A 16,918-nucleotide genomic window follows, 5' to 3' on the forward strand; every position below is an offset into this window, starting at 1 on the left:
CCCCCGCCGACCGGGTCGGCGGGGGCTCCCGCTGGCGGCGCGACCGCCGGGGGCGGCGGCGGGTCAGGCGGCCACGGCCTCCAGCGCGTAGTACAGGAAGGGGCAGGGCAGCGGGGTGACCCGGGACAGCCGCAGGCCCGCACTGGCGAAGAGCTGCTCGAACTCGGTGAGGGTGCGCTCCCGGCCGGTGGTCACCACCATCATCTCGATGTCGAAGATGGAGGCTCCCAGCGCCTCGACCGGGTCCTCGTTGCGGCGCCCCTCGGAGAGCACCGAGGTGAACACCACCACGCTGCCGTTGGGGGCCAGCCCGGACCGGCAGTTGCCGAGGATCCGCCGGTTCTCCTCGTCGTTCCAGTCGTGCAGGATGTTCTTCAGCAGGTAGGCGTCGGCCCCGGCCGGAACCGAGTCGAAGAAGGACCCGGCGGAGATGTCGCAGCGGTCGGCGACCCCGGCGGCCTCCAGCACGGCCGGCGCCTCCAGCACGCCGTTCGCGGTGTCGAACAGGGTGCCGCGCAGTCCGGGGTTGGCGGCCAGCACGGCGGCCAGGTGGGTGCCGTTGCCGCCGCCGACGTCCACCGCGTGCCGGAACCGGCTGAAGTCGAACCCGCTGGTGATCGCCGGGAGTTGGACCGCGCTGCCGGAGGCCATGGCCGCGTGGAAGTGCCCGGCCAGCTCCGCGTCGCCCTTGAGGTGGTCGAACAGGCCGGTGCCGTGGACCAGTTCGAACGCGGGCTTCCCCGTGCGCACCGACTGCTCCAGCGCCCCCCAGGCCTGCCAGACCGCGGGGGCGGCGTGCATCGCGTCCAGCGGCGCCCCCTGGACCGGCGAGGCGCTGAGGTAGATGCTGCCCAGCCGGGTCAGCGAGAAGCGCTCCTCGTCGTCCACGCTCAGCACGCCCGCCTCCACGGCGGCCCGCAGCAGCCGGCGCAGGAAGCCCTCGTGGGTCGCGGTCGCCGCGGCCAGTTCGGCGGCGGTCAGTGCGGAGTCGCCGAGCGCGTCCGGCACGCCGAGGCGGGAGACGGTGCCGACGATCTGGTTGATGGCGAACCCGAAGAGCAGGGGGAGGTACTCCGCCGGCGTCGGCTGCTCCATGGATGAGTTGCTCATGTCACTCCCTGTGGTGTCGGAGGCCGGCCCCGGGGCCCGGCAGTCAGTCCTTGTGGCAGATCACGAGCGTGTCGTAGTCGGCGAGCGGCCGATGGCTGACCGAGCCGAAGCCCGCGGCCGTGGCCTGGGCCTCGATCTCGGAGACGGTGTACTCGGCGCCGCCCTCGGTGACCAGCAGCATGTTCAGGCTCGCCACCAGGTTCTCGATGTCGTCGCGGGCCTCGCCGAGCATCCGGTCGTAGATCAGCACCGTCCCGCCGGGGTTGACCGCGGCGTACGCCTTGTCCAGCAGCTGCCGGCGCTGCTCCTGGTCCCAGTCGTGCAGGATGTGGCCGAGGACCAGCACGTCGGTCTCCGGCAGCGGGTCGCGGAAGAAGTCGCCGGGGTGGAAGGCGGCCCGGTCGGCCAGGCCCAGCCCGGCCAGGTACTCGTCGAAGAACGGCTCCATCTGCGGCAGGTCGAAGACGCTGCCGCGCAGCTCCGGGCGGGCCGCCAGCAGCTGGCCCAGCAGGTGCCCGCGGCAGCCGCCCAGGTCGAGCAGCGAGCGGTACGGGCGGCCCTCCAGGGCCGCGATCAGCTGCGGGCCGAGCCCCTGGGTCAGCCCGTCCATCATCCGGACGAAGTGGCCCAGCGCGACCGGGTCGTCCAGCATCCCGGTGAAGTCGCCGTCCGCCTGCGGCCTGCCGGTGCGCAGCGCCTCCGTGAGCCGCCCGTAGACGGGGTAGAGGTTGAGGTCCGCGCCGCGCAGGAACCCGGCCACGGCCCCGGGACGCCCCGGCACCAGGTAGCGCCCGGCGCCGTCGGCGTTGCGGTAGCGTCCGTCCGGGTCGCGGCGCAGCAGGCCGAGGGCGGCCAGCAGGGCCAGGAAGTCGGACAGCCCGCGCCCGTGCAGGCCGAGCCGCTCCCGGAGCTCCTCGGGGGCGGCCGGTTCGTCCGCCAGCGCGCTGAACAGGTCCAGCCGGACGGCCGTGAGCAGCGCCTTGGCGTCGCAGAACAGGTTGCCGAGGCGGAGGATGCCCGCCGCCGTGCCGACGTCCGGAGCGGTACGTGTCATGTCCGTGTTTCTCCCTCTCCTGCTCTGAGTGCCCTGAGAGTGCTCTGAGCCCGATTCCGGCCGCGAATCTCTCAGCGAGGGATGGAGGATCACTCGAACCGGGGTGGGCTCCGCCCCGAGCAGGCCGGGCGGCCGGGGGCCGGGGCCGGGCTCGACCCGGCATCGAGTCCGCCCCCAGCGCCCCTGCGGACACTGGCCGGGTCACAGCGACGCCGCACAGACGAGAAGCCAGACAGACGAGAGAGGTGCAGGGATGAGTTCGTCTTGCCCGGTCAGCTACCCCTTCCCGTGGGCCCCCGCACCGGACATCCCGGCCGACTGGCGGACCATGCGGGACCAGCCGCTGCTGGAGATCACCCTCCCGAGCGGCGACCCCGCCGTCATCGTCACCCGCTACAAGGACGTCCGGCGGCTGTTCGCGGACGAGCGGCTGAGCCGCAACACCTCCCGGCACCCGGCCTCGCGGATCTCCGCCAGCAACGACCTCTTCGGCGACCCGGAGATCGACAACGACCCGCCGCGCTACCTGGAGGAGCGGGCCGTCGTGATGCGGGCGTTCAGCGCCCGCCGGATCGAGGCGCTGCGCCCGGTGGTCCGGGAGATCACCGCCGAGCTGATGGACGCGATGGAGGCGGGCCCGCGCCCGGCCGAGCTGATGGAGGCGTTCGCCTACCCGCTGCCCATCCTGGTCATCTGCCACATGCTGGGCATCCCCCCGGCGGACCGGGCGAAGTTCCGCCGGCTCATCGACGGCTACCTGTCGGTGACCAAGCTCCCGGTCGACGAGGTCGAGCGCTGCCGGACCCAGTACTGGGACTACCTGAGCGAGCTGATCGCCTCCAAGCGCGCCGAGCCGGGCGACGACCTGATCAGCGAGCTGATCCGGGTCAGCGAGGAGGACCCGGAGAAGCTCACCGACTACCAGCTGCAGCACTGGGTCAAGACCCTGCTGATCGCCGGCTACGTGACCACGGCCTCGCAGATCGGCACCGGCATGGCGGTGCTGCTGCACCGGCCGGAGACCGCCAAGGAGCTCCAGCAGGACCTCTCGCTGGTGCCCTCGGCCGTCGAGGAGCTGCTGCGCTACCAGATCATGGGCACCTCGCTGGGCTCGCTGCGCTACGCGCTGGAGGACATCGAGCTGCTCGACGGCACCGTCGTCGCCAAGGGCACGACGGTGCTGCTCTCGGTGGAGAGCAACATGGACGAGGAGGTGTTCAGCGACGCCTGCACCCTCGACATCCGCCGCGAGGACAACCACCACATGACCTTCGGCGCCGGCATCCACTTCTGCGCGGGGGCCGCGCTGGCCCGGATGGAGCTGCAGGAGGCCACCGACGGCCTGCTGCGGCGCTTCCCCTCGCTGCGGCTGGCCGTGCCGGGGGAGGAACTGCAGCGCCCGGTCGGCGGCTTCCTCGCCGGCTACGCCGAGATCCCCGTGAGCTGGTGACCGGTCGTGGCCGAGAGCCGGGTGCGGGTGACCGCCAACAGTGAGACCTGCGTGACCAGCAGCCTGTGCGTCTACCGGGTGCCGGGCGTGTTCGACCAGGACCCGGAGGGCCGGGTGCTGGTCCTGGACGCCCACCCGTCGGCGGAGCTGGGCCGGGAGCTGCTGCGCGCCGAGCGCGGCTGCCCGACCCGGTCCATCACGGTCGAGGGGCTGGACCGGAGCGGCCTCGACGAGGCGGACGAGGGCACGGCCCGGGTGGAGGGCGCGGCCTGACCGGCGGGCCGGGCGCATGCAGGCGGGGCACGGTCGGCCGACCGTGCCCCGCCTGCGTGCGTACCCCGCCGCGCCCTGGCGCGGCTCAGTCGTCGCCGGCCAGCCGGGCGGCATGCTCCTGCTGCTGGCGGGTGGCGAAGCGCATGAAGTCGGACAGCCGGACCAGCGTCGCCGTGTCCAGCCGCCGCAGGTACTCGGCGCCCTCCTGGGCGATCGGCGCGAAGATCTCGTCGACCATCGCGTAGCCCTTGTCCGTCGGGTGCACCGTGACCCGGCGGCGGTCCTCGGTGGCCCGCACCCGGGTGACGAAGCCGGACCGTTCCAGCCGGTCGATGGCGGTGGTCACGCCGCCGGTGGTCAGCCCGGCCGCCGTCGCCAGCTCCCCCGGGCTCAGCGGCGTGGGCGAGAAGAGCAGCTCCAGGCAGCGCAGGTCGGTGCGGTTGAGCCCCAGACGGTCCGCGACGCGCTGGTCGAGACTGTCGCTCGAGCGCTGGAACTCCTGCATGACCTGCCCGAACTCCTCGATCAGCTGCTCATGGGCGTCGGCTTCGTCGACTGGTTCCGCAGCCACGGCGGACCCCCTTCCTCGTTATGTCTTGACATTCTAGCTATCAGGTTCCATAGTAGAGCCAGAGGTCGCTAGACAATCTAACGACTAGATTTCGAACTGACTCGAGATCATAGAACAAGGAGATCCCTCCCATGCCGAACTTCACCAAGGGCGCGGCCCGCATCGTCTTCGCCCAGGGCGTCCACAACCTGACCCTCGACTCCGCCAACACCACCGGGGAGCTCATCACCGCCAAGTTCGGCGGCCCCGAGCCCACCGTCACCACCACCGACGACGGCACCGTGACCATCACCCGTCGCGGCGCCCAGCACCCCTTCGACTGGGTGCGCCGGACCGCCGTGGTCTCGCTCAACCCGGGCGTCGCCTGGGACATCGAGATCCGCGGGGTCGCCACCCAGGTCGAGGCCGACCTCACCGGCCTGCGGCTACGCTCGATCACCGTCACCGAGGGCTGCACCGAGGCCCGGTTCCAGCTGCCCCCGACCGACGTCCCGGTGCCGGTGCACTTCGGGTCGGGCGTCCGCAAGGTCACCCTGCTGCGGCCGCCGGAGACCTACGCCGCGCTACGCGCCCAGAAGGGCCTCACCAGCCTCTCGCTGGACGGCGAGTGGATCGGGACGCTGGCCTCGGCCGACTGGCGCAGCGCCGGGCCGCAGGGCGCCACCGGGGGCTACGAGATCACCCTCGCCTCCGGCAGCAACCACCTCACCATCGCCTGACGCCGGCCGTACCCCGGCGCCACCCGCACCTGCTCCGCCGGCCGGGCCGTCGGTCCGGCCGGAACCGGCACCACCCTCTCGACAGGACACCAGCATGAGCACCGCACCCCTCCACGTCATCATCATCGGCGCCGGCTACGGCGGCCTGACCCTCGCGCACGGGCTGCGCCGGGCCGGCATCTCCTTCGCGGTGTACGAGAAGCAGCGCAGCCGCACCGACGGCCTCTACGGCTACCGGGTCGGCATCGACCCCACCGGCAACCGGGCGCTCAAGGAGTGCCTGCCGCCCGAGCTGTTCGAGACCTTCCTGGCCACCTGCGCCCGCACGCCCCGGTACTTCAACGTGCTGACCGAGAAGAAGAAGAAGACCGCCGCCATCCCGCTGCGCGGCGACGCCGACCTCATCAACTCCGAGCGCTCCGTCTCCCGGCAGACCCTGCGCCAGCTGCTGCTCACCGGGCTGACCGACCAGGTGCACTTCAACAAGGAGTTCACCCATTACGAGCAGCAGGTGGACGGCACCGTCACGGCGTTCTTCGCCGACGGCAGCTCGGCCACCGGCGACGTCCTGGTCGCCGCGGACGGCGCGCACTCCGCGGTGCGCGCCCAGTACCTGCCGCACGCGGTGCTCAAGCCCGCGGGGATCATCACCATCGGCGCCAAGGTCCCGATGAGCCGGGAGGCGCTGGAACTGCTGCCCTACGAGTCGCAGCAGGGCCTGTCCCTGGTCTTCGCCCCCAAGGGCTTCATGTGCATCTGGCACGTGATGGAGTTCAAGTGGGACGAGCGGGGCGGCATCAAGGACAGCGTCGCCGGGAACGACGCCGAACTGCTCAAGGCCTGGCCGGGCATGCTCTTCGACAACACCAGGGACTACATCTCCTGGGGGCTGTGGGCCTCCGACGACAAGTTCCCGGAGAACGTGATGGAGCTGCGCGGCCAGCAACTGGTCGACCTGGCCCTGGAACTGACCCCCAACTGGCACAAGGACTTCCGGCGCCTGTTCGAAATGGCCGACCCGACCACCGCGTTCCCGCTCCGGATCGCCACCTCGGAGCCGGTCCCGGCCTGGAAGACCAGCACCATCACCCTGCTCGGCGACGCCATCCACACCATGACGCCCGGCCAGGGCGTGGGGGCGAACACCTCGCTGCGGGACGCCATGCTGCTCTCCCGGGCGCTGACCTCGGTGCGGGCCGACCGGGTGGACCTGATCCCGGCCATCGCCGGCTACGAGGCGGAGATGATCCCCTACGGCTTCGCCAGGGTCGCCGACTCCCTCGCCGAGAACGGCACCTCCGGCAACGACCCGCTGCACAAGCCGGTCATCGGCCGTGCGGTGCTCGGCGCCAGCAGGGCCTACTTCAAGGCGGTCGACAAGATTCCGTCGCTGCAGCGGAAGTTCCTCGACGACCTCTACACCTACCGGGGTGCGGAGGAGAGCGTCTGATCCGGCGCGGCAGTCGCACGGGCCGCGGGCCCGGTCCGGTCAGTCCCTGGCCGGGCCGGGTCCGTCCTCCATGTCGGAGGCGGCGCCCGGGGCGCTGGACGGCGGCAGCAGCCGGATCAGCAGCAGGGCGACCAGGAACGCGGCCACCGGGTACCAGAGGCCGGTGCCGGCGGCGTCCCCGAAGTCCGTCCGCAGCGCGGTCGTGACCGAGCGGGCCACCAGCGGTTCCGCCGCCGGACCGGCCAGGCAGTCGGCCGGGAGCCGGTAGGGGTCGAGCGAGTCGGCCCGGTCGTGCACACAGCGGTCGAAGGCGGCGCCGTCGGCGGCGGCCGGTCCGGGCGCGACGCCCGCCGAGCGCAGCGCGGCGCCGAGCCGCGGCTGCTCGGCCCGGGCGTGGGCGGCGCCGCCGGCCGCGACCTGGCCGAAGAAGATCAGCCCGATCACGCCGATGCCGATCGCCGAGGACAGGTACACCACGGCGTTGGCCACGCCCGCGCCGCCGCCCGCGTCACGGCGCGGGATGCCGGACAGCACCAGGTCGATCAGGATCGGCACCACCAGGCCCAGGCCCAGGCCGATCACCGTCAGCCAGCCGAAGAGCGGCCAGAACCGGAGGTCGTCATGGGCCATGGAGCGGCCGAGCGCGGCCGAGCCGACCGCCACCACCAGGCACCCGGCGGTCAGCAGGCGGCGGCCGAACCTCTGCGCCAGCCCGACCACCGGCCCGCCCAGCAGGCCCAGGCCCAGCACCCAGCCGATGGTCGCCTCGCCGGTGCGCAGCGCGGGCCAGCCCAGGCCCACCTGGGTCTCCCAGATCACGATCATCTGCTCGGCGCAGATGCCGGAGTACACCAGCAGCAGCAGGGCGATCCCGGCCATGAAGACCCGGCTGCGGAACAGCGTGGGCGGCACCAGCGCCGCAGGCCCCGTCCGGTGCTGGTGCCGGACGAAGAGCAGCCCGGTCGGCAGGGCGGCGACCAGGGCGGCGATCATCCAGACCGGCCATCCGGCCGCCCGACCCTGCTGCAGCGGGTAGATGACCAGCACCGACAGCAGGGCCACCAGCAGCACCCCGACCGGGTCCAGGCCCGCCCCCCGGTCGGAGCGGTACTCCGGCAGCAGCAGGGCGGTGCCCGCCACCACCAGGATCCCGACCGGCACGTTGACCAGGAAGATCGCCCGCCAGCCCAGGCCGAAGACGTTGTCGGTGGTCAGCACGCCGCCCAGGACGGGCCCGCTGAGCTGCGCCAGGTTGAGCACGGTGCCGTAGGCGGCGAGGGCCGGCCCGCGCCGGGCGGCCGGGAAGAGCACCTGCAGCACGGCCAGGACCTGGGGGACCATCAACGCGCCGAAGCCGCCCTGGACGAACCGGGCGGCGATCAGGGCCCCGGCCGAGGGGGCGAGCGCGCAGGCGGCGGAGGTGAGGGTGAAGCCGGTGACGCCGATCTGGAAGACCCGCTTGCGCCCGTACAGGTCGCCCAGCCGTCCGCCGGGGATCAGCATCACCGCGAAGGCCAGGGCGTAGGCGGCGACGAACCACTGGGCGGTGTCGTAGTCGGCGTGCAGGCTGCGCTGGACCGAGGGCACCGCGACGCTCACGATGCCCAGGTCGATCATGTCCATGAAGGAGGCGAAGAGCACCACCGCGAAGGTGCACCAGGCACGCCTCGGTGACAGCTCCTCGGATCCGAGAGTGGTGCTCGTTGCGGTCGTACTCATCGCGGTCTTCCTCACAGGGCCCGTCCGGATCGGACCCCGGGCGGGCTCGGCGGGTTCCGGGGTGGTGCGGGCCCGCCGAGCCCGGGCGCTGACGCCGGGTCAGACGTCGATCTCCACGCCGTAGTGCCGCAGCCAGAAGTCGAAGCCGAGGGCCATCTCGATGTTCGAGCGGCTGTGCCACTCGTGGGCCACCCCGGTCGGGTCCTTGACGGCCTGCCAGGCCGCCTCGACGTCGAGGAACGGCAGGATCGGCGAGTTCGAGTCGGACAGCACGGCGCTGAACTCGCGGTGCAGGGCCTGGGTGTAGGTCGGGTCCTGGGTCACCGGGTAGGGGCTCTTGGGCCGGTCCAGGATCGACTTGGGCAGCAGGTCCTTGGTGGCCGCGCGGAGCAGGCTCTTCTCCCGGCCGTCGAAGATCTTGTACTCCCAGGGGGTGTTGTAGACGTACTCGACCAGCCGGTGGTCGCAGAACGGCACCCGGGTCTCCAGGCTGGAGGCCATCGCCAGGCGGTCGCCGCGGTCCAGCAGCATCGGGAGCCAGCGCGACAGGTGGGCGTAGCTCAGCTCACGCATCCGGTGCTCGCGCGGGCTCTCGCCGTCCTGGTGCGGGGTCTCCGCGCGGGTCTGCCGGTAGTTGTCCGCGTAGTAGCCGTACATGTCCAGCTTGTCCAGGAAGCCCGCGCCGAACAGGCCCCGGCCCTGGCCGTTGCGGCTGCCCTGCTGCCGCTTCTCCGCCGCGATCCAGGGGAAGGTGTCCAGGCCCACCAGCTCCTCGTCGTGCAGCCACTTGAAGCCGCCGAAGATCTCGTCGGCGGTCTCGCCGGTGAGCGCCACCGTGGAGTGCTCGCGGGTGGCCCGCAGCATCAGGTAGAGCGAGGTGTCCATGTCGCCGAGCATGGTCGGCATGTCCTGGGCGATGATGGCGGCCTCGCGGGCCGCCGGGTCGATCAGGTCCGCCGTGCCCAGCACGATGTCGGTGTGGTCGGCGCCGACGTGGCGGGCGAGTTCGGCCGCGTAGGGGGCGTCCGGGGTGTCCCGCTGGTCGTCGGGGCGGAAGTTCTCGCTGTAGCCGACGAAGGTCGCGGTGATGGTGCGGACCGCCTCGTCCCCGGCCTCGGCCCGGGCGATCGCCGCGAGCGCGGTGATCGAGCTGGAGTCGATGCCGCCGGACAGCGCCGTGCACAGCGGCACGTCGGCCACCAGCTCGCGGGTGACGATCTCCTCCAGCATGCCGCGCACGGTGGCGATGGTGGTGTCCAGGTCGTCGGTGTGCTCGCGCGCCTCCAGCGCCCAGTAGCGGCGCAGCTTCGCGCCCTTGCGCCCGATGGTCAGGGTGTGGCCCGGGGGCAGCTCGCGCAGCTCCCGGAAGACGCTCTGGCCGGCGACCTTCGCGGTGGAGAACAGCTCGCGCAGGCCGTCCGCGTCCACGGTGGCCTTCACCAGCGGGTTGGCGAACAGCGCCTTGGGCTCGGAGCCGAACAGCAGGCCCTCGGGGAGCGCCTTGTAGAACAGCGGCTTGATGCCCATGCGGTCGCGGATCAGCACCAGTTCCTCGGTGCGCTGGTCCCAGACCGCGAAGGCGAACATGCCCTCGAGCCGGAGCGCGCAGTCCACGCCCCATTCCAGGTAGGAGCGCAGGACCACCTCGGTGTCGCTGCGGGTGCGGAACCGGTGGCCGCGCCCCTCCAGCTCGGACCGCAGCTGCTTGAAGTTGTAGACCTCGCCGCTGTAGGTGAGGACGGCGGTGGTGCGGCCGTTGTCCTCGGCCGCCATCGGCTGCACGCCGCCGGCCAGGTCGATGATCGAGTTGCGGGTGTGGCCCAGGGCCGCGTGGGGGGCCACCCACACGCCTCGGGCGTCCGGGCCGCGCTTGCCCAGGCTGTCGGTCATGGCGTCGATGGTGAGCCGTTCCTCGGTCAGATCGCGCCCGAAATCCACCCAGCCGGCGATACCGCACATACGAAACTCCTCTGTTCATCTCGGTCTTGGAGATGTCCGGACCATCCGAGCACCCCTGCGGAACCCGTGGCCGGGACGCCTGCTGCGACCTGCCGCGATGCCCCGCCAGCCTGGAACACCGGTCTGGACACCGGCTCAAGCCGCACTCGACTGCGGGTCTCAGAACGGCCAGGACTGGAGCTGCCAGGCGGCGTCGACGAAGGCCCACTCGTAGCGGACCGCCAGCTCGGCGTGGCGGACCAGCTCCGCGCGCTCGGCCGCCGAACTCCCCGCCGCCACCTCCTCGGCGAGGTCGAGGAACTCCCCCAGCATCCCCCGGTAGAACTCGCCCGGGTGGGCCTTCTCGACCTCCTCCGCGTAGCGCGAGAAGGGGTCGTGCCTGACCAGCAGGTCGTCCGTGACCAGCATGTAGAGCCACGCCGACGGGAGCACCGCGCCCACCCCCGCCGCCAGCGAGGTCGAGGAGGCGGCGGTCAGGAAGTTCGCGTACGCCAGCGTCGCCGGGGCGGGCGCCGGGGCGGCGGGTCCGGTCGGCAGCGGCAGGCCGAGCCTGGCCGCCGTCTTGGCGAAGCCGTCCAGCCTGACCTCCGCGTCCTCCAGGGCGCTGGTCGCCATCCGGCTCAGCACCCGGGCCTGGTTGCCGTTGCGGGCGAGGGCGGAGCAGCGGGCCTGCGCCCGGCCGTAGCTGGGCAGCAGGTGGCAGGAGTCCTGAAGGGTGAAGTGGACGAGGGACCGGCCCGGCAGCGTGCCGTCGCACAGACCCGTGTAGTAGGGGTGCGTGCAGATGCGCCGGGCGCCCTCGGCCACGAACCCGCCGAGCTCCTCCCGCAGTGCCGTGCCGGCCGGTCCGGCCGGGATGGGAATCACCATGCTGCGGAGGGTTCCGTGTGCTGCTCGATCCCCGCTCGAACCGGGGTGGTCCTGCACCCGGCCGTCCGCTCTCAAGCGGCCCTCAAGGGAAAGACAGGGCCCGCCCGACAGGGTGGCGGACGGCAGCCGCCCAGCCGGGCGGCGGCACGCCGGATCGGTGAGAGGTTTGGGGCGAGACATGCGGGTGCTGTTCACCACCTGGGCCTGGCCGTCGCATCTGTACGCACTGGTGCCGCTGGCCTGGGCCTTCCGCTCGGCCGGGCACGAGGTGCTGGTGGCGAGCCAGCCGGAGCTGCTGGAGCAGACCGTCGGCACGGGGCTGCCCGCCGCCTCGGTCGGGGCGGACGTCGACGCCGCGGGGCTGGTCCGCGGGTACGTGCTGCCCTCGGTCGCCGGGGCGCCGCCGGGAGTGGGCGTGGCCCCGGGCGGCGGGCGCGGGCCGCGCGCCATGCAGATGTTCCTGGCCCACGCCGAGTCGATGACCGGCGGGCTGGTGGAGCTGGCCAAGGACTGGCGGCCCGATCTGGTGGTGTTCGAGCCCACGGCGCTCGCCGGACCGATCGCCGCCGCCGCGGCCGGGGTGCCCGCAGTACGGCTGCTCTACGGCACCGACCTGATGCTCCGGGCCCGGCAGGTGCTGCCGGACGCCCTGGCGCCGCTGGCGGCCAGGTTCGGGGTGACCGGCTTCGACCCGTACGGCGCGGCCACCGTGGACCCGACCCCGGCGAGCCTCCAGGTGGCCACCGACTACCAGCGGATCCCGCTGCGCTACACCGCCTTCAACGGCCCCGGGCCGCGCCCGGCGCCGCTCCCGGAGCGCGGGGCGCGGCCCCGGGTGTGCGTCACCTGGGGCCACACCATGGCCAGGCTGGACCCGTCGCTCTTCCTGGCCGGGGAGCTGGCCCGCGCGGTGGCGTCCACCGGGGCCGAGGTGCTGCTGGCGGTCTCCGCGAGCCAGCGCCCGCTGCTCGGGGAGCTCCCCCGGACGTGCGGGTCGCCGTCGACACCCCGCTGGACCACCTGCTGCCCGACTGCGACCTGGTGGTGTCGCACGGCGGCGCGGGCACGGTGCTGACCTCGCTGCGGCACGGCCTGCCGCTGCTGCTCGTCCCGCAGCTGCCGGACCACGCCGGGCACGCCGGACGGGTGGTGGCCGCCGGAGCCGGTGAGGTGCTCACCCGCGACGAGGCGTCCGGCTCCCGGGTCGCCGCCGAGGTCCGACGGCTGCTCGCGGACGGCCCCGAGCGCGCCGCGGCCCGGGCGCTGCGGCAGGAGATGCTGGCGCAGCCCGCGCCCGCCGCGGTGGCGACGCAGCTGGAGGCGCTGGTCCGGCAGCAGGGGGCGGCGCGGTCGACCGGCCCGGTCGGCTGACGCGGTCGGCGCGGTCGGCGCGGTCGGCGCGGTCGGCGCGGTCGGCAGCCGACGGTCGGCAGAGGTCGGCGAAGCACCCCCCGGGCCGCGCCCGTCGGCCCGGTCAGATCCGTCCAGGAAGAGGTCCCGAAGGATGAGCACTTCCCCCGAGCCCCTGGCCTTCCCGTTCGGCGATCCCCCCGGGCTCGCCGTGGAGGCGGAGTTCCAGCGGCTGCGCGACACCCCCGGCCTGTGCCCGGTCCAACTCCCCTACGGAGGCCCGGCCTTCCTCGCGGTGCGCCACCAGGACGTCAAGTCGCTGCTGACCGACCCCCGGTTCAGCCGGGCGGAGTCCGTGGGCCCGGACGAGCCCCGGCTGCTCCCGATCGTCCAGCGGGCCAACCTGCTGATGGCCTCGGACGGCCCCGAGCACGACCGGCTGCGGCGGCGGCTGGCCGCGGCCTTCACCGTGCGCGGCGTGGAGCGGCTGCGCCCCAGGACCGAGGCGATCGTCGGCGAGCTGCTGGACGGTGTGGAGAAGCACGGCGCTCCGGCCGACCTGATGGAGCTGTTCGCGCTGCCGCTGCCGATCCTGATGATCTGCGAGCTGCTGGGCGTCCCGCCCAAGGACCGGCTGCGCTTCCGGGAGCTGGCGGAGTCGTTCCTGGCCGCCAAGCTGCACCAGTTGACGGCGCAGCAGATCGGCCAGGCCGGTCAGGAGCTGCGCGGCTACCTGGTCGGCCTGGTGGCGGGCCGGCACCACGACCCCGGCGACGACCTGCTCAGCACCCTGGTGACGGAGGCGGAGCTGTCCGACGAGGAGCTGGTCGGGATCGCGGTGACCATCCTGATCGCCGGGCACGAGGTCCTCGCCGACCAGCTCGCCAACTTCAGCTACTTCCTGCTGACCCACCCCGGCCACCACCGGCGGCTGCTCGACAGCCCGGAACTGATCCCCTCGGCGGTGGAGGAGATGCTGCGCCACACCCCGCTGGGGGTCAGCACCGGATCCCCCCGGCGGGCCACCGAGGACGTCGAGCTGGGCGGCATCACCGTGCGGGCCGGGGAGTACGTGCTGCCGGTGATGACCTCCGCGAACCGGGACGCGTCGGTCTTCGACGCCCCCGAGGAGGTCGACTTCGACCGCAGGACCAACCCCCACCTGGGCTTCGGCTACGGGGTGCACCGCTGCCTCGGCTCGGCCCTGGCCCGGATGGAACTCCAGGTGGGGATGGGGGCGCTGCTGCAGCGCCTGCCCTCGCTGCGGCTGGCGGTCCCGGCCGAGGAGATCACCTGGTGCACGGGCGGCCTGGTACGCGGCCCGCAGGCACTGCCCGTCGCCTGGTGAACGGCCCCGGGCGCACCGCCGACCGATCGAACACCTGATCACACACCCGACCGAACAGCCATGAGAGCCACGAGAGCCAAGGAGACGTCATGGATCTGCAGTTGAAGGGCAAGAGGGCGGTCGTCACCGGTGCGAGCCGGGGCATCGGACTGGCCATCGTCCAGGCGCTCGCCGCCGAGGGCGTCGAGGTGCTGGGAGGCGCCCGGACCATCGGCGCGGAGCTGAGCGAGGCGACCCCGCACACCCTGGCGGTCGACCTGACCGAGGCCGACGGGCCGGCCCGCCTGGTCGCCCACGCGGTCGAGACCTTCGGCGGCCTGGACATCCTGGTCAACAACGTCGGCGGCCGCACGGTCTCCGCCAACGGCTTCCTCGACCTGGACGACGACGGCTGGCAGAAGGGCTTCGACCTGAACTTCTTCAGCGCCGTCCGGGCGATCCGGGCCGCCCTGCCGAGCCTGGTGGAGAGCCGGGGGTCGATCATCAACATCGGCTCGGTCAACGGGCGCCTGGCCGTGCCCCGGCTGGCGGAGTACTCGGCGGCCAAGGCCGCGCTGACCAACCTCACCAAGGCGCTGTCCGAGGAGTTCGGGCCGCAGGGGGTCCGGGTCAACACGGTCTCCCCCGGGCCGGTGCTCACCGACACCTGGAACAGCCCGCAGCGGGCCGAGCGGATGGGCATGTCGGTGGAGGACCTGGTCGCGGCGGTGCCCAAGTGGATGGGGCTCACCACCGGCAAGATCATCGCCCCGGAGGAGGTGGCCTCGATCGTGCTGCTGCTGGCGTCCGACCGGCTGCCCAGCACCACCGGCACGGACTGGCTGATCGACGCCGGCATGCTCAAGTCGGTCTGACGGCCCGGCCGGACGGCCGAGGGTCCGGGCGGCGGGGCCTGACGCCCCACCACCCGGACCCTCGGCCGTCACCGGCCGTCGGCGGCCACCGCGGCGGCCGGTCAGAGGTGCGGCGGGGGCCAGCCCGCGTACCCGCGCATGCCGTACAGCAGCGGTCGGCAGCCGGGCTCCAGCACGATCCGGGTCACCTCCCCGTACACCACGGTGTGGGTGCCGACCGGGTGCGCCATGGCCACCCGGCAGTTGGCCACCGCGTGCGCGTCGTCGACCAGGCCGGGGCCGGTCCGCCCGGGCCCGTCCTGCCAGCGGATCCGCTCGAAGCGGTCCGGCGCGCCGGAGCCGAACAGCTCCGCGGCCTCCCGCCCCTGCTCGTGCAGCAGGTTGACGGTGAACAGCCCGGAGGCCAGCACCGCCGCCAGGGTCTGGCTGCCGGTCCGCAGGCAGACCAGCAGGGTCGGCGGCTCCAGCGTCACGCTGCACACGGCCGAGCAGGTCATGCCGCGGGGGACGCCGTCCTCGTCGTAGGCGGCGACCACGGACACCCCGGTGGGGAAGCGCGCCATCAGCGCACGGAACTCCGGAGCGGCCGCCGTGGCGAGCGGGCTGGGGAAGGAAGTGGTCACCGTGTGCCCTTCTGTGGACGGGCGCCGAGGGCCGGGCGGCCGCACGCTGATCCGGACCGGGACGGCGCGGACTCCGTTGCAGGCAGGCTGCTCCGTACCGCTCGGGCTCGGCTCGGGGTGGGCTCGACGCACCGGCCGGGCGCGGGCCGCAGGCCGCTCCACTGCCGCTCCAGGTCCGCTCCATGGGCCGCGTCGATCATGGCTGGCCGGGGGCCGTGTGCCGGCCGACACGGTGCCGCAGTGGAGGACCGATGGTGACAGGAGCTGTCATGCAGATACCAGAAGGAACCCAATCCGTACTGCCGCACCACCACGTCGTCGGGCTCGGCGCCGGGCCTGCCAACCTCAGCCTGGCCGCCCTGGGCGCGAACACCGTGCCCGGGGGCGTAGCCCTGTTCGAGCGCCGGGAGGGGCCCGCCTGGCACCCCGGCCTGCTGCGCACCGGAACCCAGCTGCAGACCTCCTGGATCAAGGACCTGGTGTCCCTGGCCGATCCGTGCAACCCGCTGTCCTTCCTCAACTACCTGGTCAGCACCGGGCGCATCTACGCCTTCCTGAACGCCCAGTACGACGCGATCCCCCGGCTGGAGTACGCCCGCTACCTGGCCTGGGCCTCGGCGCAGCTGGGCACGGTGAACTACGGGACGGAGGTCGCGGAGGTCGACTTCTCCGGCGGCCGGTTCGTGGTCTCCTCGGCCTCCGGGCCGCTGGCCACCGCGGACCACGTGGTCTTCGGCCTGGGCACCCGGCCGGAGGTCCCGGCGTGCTTCGAGGGTCTGGGGGCGGGCGGCGCGATCCTGGCGGAGCACCTGGAGGCCCACCTGTCCACCGTGTCCAGCCTGCCCTACGAACAGGTGATCGTGGTGGGCGGCGGCCAGACCGGCGCCGAGTGCGTGCTGCACCTGATGCAGCGGGGCTTCCGGGACATCCGCTGGATCGGCCGGCGGCAGTGGTTCGCACCCATGGACGACTCGCCCTCGGCCAACGACTTCTACCGCCCGACCTACCTGCGCTTCTTCCAGGGCCTGCCCGAGGACATCCGCGCGCGCTACGTCGGCGAGCAGACGCTGACCAGCGACGGGGTGTCGATGGTCACCCTGCAGCAGCTGTACCAGGCCAACTACGAGGCGTTCCTGAGCGAGGGCCGCTCGCCGGTGATGATGCTCCCGGGCCGCAACGTGGTCGAGGTCGCGGAGCGCCACGGCTCCATCGCGCTCTGGTGCGAGCGGGACTGGGGCGGCCGCGAGCGGCACGCCGCCCGGTTCGTGGTGCTGGCGACCGGACGGCGGCAGGCCGCGCTGCCGATCTCCTCCCGACTCGCCGGGTTGATGGAGCTGGATGCCGGGGACGAACCGGTCATCGACTCCGACTACTCGCTCCGCTGGAAGCACGCCGAGACCAACCGCATGTACGTCCAGAACCGCAGCAGGGTCGGCCACGGCCTGGCAGACCCCAACCTCAGCCTGCTGGCGGTGCGTTCGGCCGTCATCCTCAACTCGGTGCTGGAGCGCCAGGCGTTCGCCATCCGGGACGAGCAGATGAACACCGTCTGGGCGTGACCCCGGGCG

16 protein-coding genes are annotated in these 16,918 nt (G+C 72.9%); 9 read left to right on the forward strand and 7 right to left on the reverse strand.

The window, feature by feature from the left end; genetic code table 11:
• Positions 1–63: 63 nt before the first annotated feature.
• Together GXW83_RS23105 and GXW83_RS23110 are read right to left on the reverse strand one after the other, a co-directional pair.
• Positions 64–1,110, reverse strand: coding sequence for a methyltransferase (locus GXW83_RS23105; protein WP_182444969.1), 1,047 nt, complete (start codon positions 1,108–1,110; stop codon positions 64–66).
• A gap of 43 nt (positions 1,111–1,153) precedes the next feature.
• Complete coding sequence (locus GXW83_RS23110) at positions 1,154–2,164, reverse strand: methyltransferase (RefSeq protein WP_182444970.1); 1,011 nt, start codon at positions 2,162–2,164, stop codon at positions 1,154–1,156.
• A gap of 253 nt (positions 2,165–2,417) precedes the next feature.
• On the opposite strand from GXW83_RS23110, the gene GXW83_RS23115 reads away from it, so the two are divergent.
• The gene (locus tag GXW83_RS23115) at positions 2,418–3,614 is read left to right on the forward strand and encodes a cytochrome P450 (protein ID WP_182444971.1); all 1,197 of its coding nucleotides are present in this window, start codon (positions 2,418–2,420) and stop codon (positions 3,612–3,614) included.
• Between the two features lie 6 nt (positions 3,615–3,620).
• A complete protein-coding gene (locus tag GXW83_RS23120; protein ID WP_225447195.1) occupies positions 3,621–3,887 on the forward strand; it encodes a ferredoxin in 267 nt (88 codons plus the stop codon).
• 85 nt (positions 3,888–3,972) lie between these two features.
• Here the strand turns inward: GXW83_RS23120 and GXW83_RS23125 are convergent, their stop codons facing one another.
• Positions 3,973–4,458: a MarR family winged helix-turn-helix transcriptional regulator gene (locus tag GXW83_RS23125; RefSeq protein WP_182444972.1), complete on the reverse strand. Its 486-nt coding sequence runs from the start codon at positions 4,456–4,458 to the stop codon at positions 3,973–3,975.
• 131 nt (positions 4,459–4,589) lie between these two features.
• On the opposite strand from GXW83_RS23125, the gene GXW83_RS23130 reads away from it, so the two are divergent.
• Together GXW83_RS23130 and GXW83_RS23135 are read left to right on the forward strand one after the other, a co-directional pair.
• Entirely contained in the window at positions 4,590–5,177 is a 588-nt protein-coding gene (locus GXW83_RS23130; protein ID WP_182444973.1) for a hypothetical protein, read from the forward strand.
• Positions 5,178–5,271: 94 nt separating this feature from the next.
• Positions 5,272–6,627 (forward strand): NAD(P)/FAD-dependent oxidoreductase, encoded by a 1,356-nt coding sequence (locus tag GXW83_RS23135; protein WP_182444974.1) that lies wholly within the window; start codon positions 5,272–5,274, stop codon positions 6,625–6,627.
• 39 nt (positions 6,628–6,666) lie between these two features.
• On the opposite strand, the gene GXW83_RS23140 is transcribed toward GXW83_RS23135, so the two are convergent.
• From GXW83_RS23140 to GXW83_RS23150, 3 genes are all read right to left on the reverse strand, one after another.
• On the reverse strand, positions 6,667–8,346 hold the full coding sequence (locus GXW83_RS23140; RefSeq protein ID WP_182444975.1) for an MFS transporter: 1,680 nt from the start codon (positions 8,344–8,346) through the stop codon (positions 6,667–6,669).
• 99 nt (positions 8,347–8,445) lie between these two features.
• Positions 8,446–10,305 carry an asparagine synthase (glutamine-hydrolyzing) gene (gene asnB, locus GXW83_RS23145; protein ID WP_182444976.1) on the reverse strand — a complete coding sequence of 620 codons (1,860 nt, stop codon included), beginning with the start codon at positions 10,303–10,305 and terminating at the stop codon, positions 8,446–8,448.
• A gap of 159 nt (positions 10,306–10,464) precedes the next feature.
• On the reverse strand, positions 10,465–11,175 hold the full coding sequence (locus GXW83_RS23150; protein ID WP_182444977.1) for a TenA family protein: 711 nt from the start codon (positions 11,173–11,175) through the stop codon (positions 10,465–10,467).
• A 178-nt stretch (positions 11,176–11,353) separates the two neighbouring features.
• Here GXW83_RS23150 and GXW83_RS23155 point away from each other — a divergent pair, with 178 nt between their 5' ends.
• The 4 genes from GXW83_RS23155 (at position 11,354) to GXW83_RS23165 (ending at position 14,727) form a co-directional block, all read left to right on the forward strand.
• On the forward strand, positions 11,354–12,250 hold the full coding sequence (locus GXW83_RS23155; RefSeq protein ID WP_225447196.1) for a nucleotide disphospho-sugar-binding domain-containing protein: 897 nt from the start codon (positions 11,354–11,356) through the stop codon (positions 12,248–12,250).
• Positions 12,163–12,546: a glycosyltransferase gene (locus tag GXW83_RS34365; protein WP_225447197.1), complete on the forward strand. Its 384-nt coding sequence runs from the start codon at positions 12,163–12,165 to the stop codon at positions 12,544–12,546. Before GXW83_RS23155 ends, GXW83_RS34365 begins: the two co-directional genes overlap by 88 nt.
• A 133-nt stretch (positions 12,547–12,679) precedes the next feature.
• Positions 12,680–13,873: a cytochrome P450 gene (locus GXW83_RS23160; RefSeq protein WP_182444978.1), complete on the forward strand. Its 1,194-nt coding sequence runs from the start codon at positions 12,680–12,682 to the stop codon at positions 13,871–13,873.
• Positions 13,874–13,962: 89 nt separating this feature from the next.
• A complete protein-coding gene (locus tag GXW83_RS23165) occupies positions 13,963–14,727 on the forward strand; it encodes an SDR family NAD(P)-dependent oxidoreductase (protein WP_182444979.1) in 765 nt (254 codons plus the stop codon).
• A 101-nt stretch (positions 14,728–14,828) separates the two neighbouring features.
• Here the strand turns inward: GXW83_RS23165 and GXW83_RS23170 are convergent, their stop codons facing one another.
• A complete protein-coding gene (locus tag GXW83_RS23170) occupies positions 14,829–15,350 on the reverse strand; it encodes a flavin reductase family protein (RefSeq protein WP_225447198.1) in 522 nt (173 codons plus the stop codon).
• A gap of 269 nt (positions 15,351–15,619) precedes the next feature.
• Here GXW83_RS23170 and GXW83_RS23175 point away from each other — a divergent pair, with 269 nt between their 5' ends.
• A complete protein-coding gene (locus tag GXW83_RS23175) occupies positions 15,620–16,909 on the forward strand; it encodes a lysine N(6)-hydroxylase/L-ornithine N(5)-oxygenase family protein (protein ID WP_182444980.1) in 1,290 nt (429 codons plus the stop codon).
• The last annotated feature ends 9 nt before the right edge of the window (positions 16,910–16,918 follow it).

It is taken from the genome of Streptacidiphilus sp. PB12-B1b, assembly GCF_014084125.1.
In the GTDB taxonomy this organism is placed as follows: Bacteria; Actinomycetota; Actinomycetes; order Streptomycetales; family Streptomycetaceae; genus Streptacidiphilus.